General features: G+C 71.7%; 1 protein-coding gene. It reads left to right on the forward strand.

Going from position 1 to position 669, the window contains the following annotated elements; all coding sequences use genetic code 11:
• On the forward strand, nt 1-669 hold a 669-nt coding region (locus AC1DTN_RS37985; protein ID WP_477925308.1), incomplete at both ends, for a thiamine pyrophosphate-binding protein.

Here is a 669-nt window from a genome sequence, read left to right on the forward strand (position 1 = left end):
GCCAGATCCTGGTCGACGCACTGCGCATCCACGGCACCGACACCGCCTACTGCGTGCCCGGCGAAAGCTTCCTTGCCGTGATCGATGCGCTGTACCACGCGCGCGAGGCGATCCGACTCATCGTCTGCCGCCAGGAAGGCGGCGCGGCACACATGGCCGAGGCGCACGGCAAGCTGACKGGCSRGCCSGGCATCTGCTTCGTCACGCGCGGGCCGGGCTCGACCAACGCGAGCATCGCCATCCACACCGCGCGACAAGACTCGACGCCGCTGATCGTCTTCATCGGCCAGGTCGGGCGCGAGGCGATGGGTCGCGAGGCCTGGCAGGAGATCGACTACCGCCACATGTTCGGCCACATCGCGAAGTGGGTCGACCAGGTCGACGATGCGCGCCGGCTGCCCGAATTCGTCAGCCGCGCCTTCCACGTCGCGACCTCGGGCCGACCCGGTCCGGTGGTGTTGGCGCTGCCCGAGGACATGCTGGCCGAGCGCGTGCCGGTGGCCGACGCGCCACGCTACCGCCGCAGCGCCTCGGCGCCGACGCAGGAAGCCATGGAGGGATTGGCCGCCGAGCTGCGGCGTGCCGAACGGCCGCTGGTGGTGCTGGGCGGCGGCGGCTGGACGCGCGAGGCCAGCGCCGACATCACCGCCTTCGCCGCGAGCTTCGACC

This window comes from Rhizobium sp. 01T444, assembly GCF_056398305.1.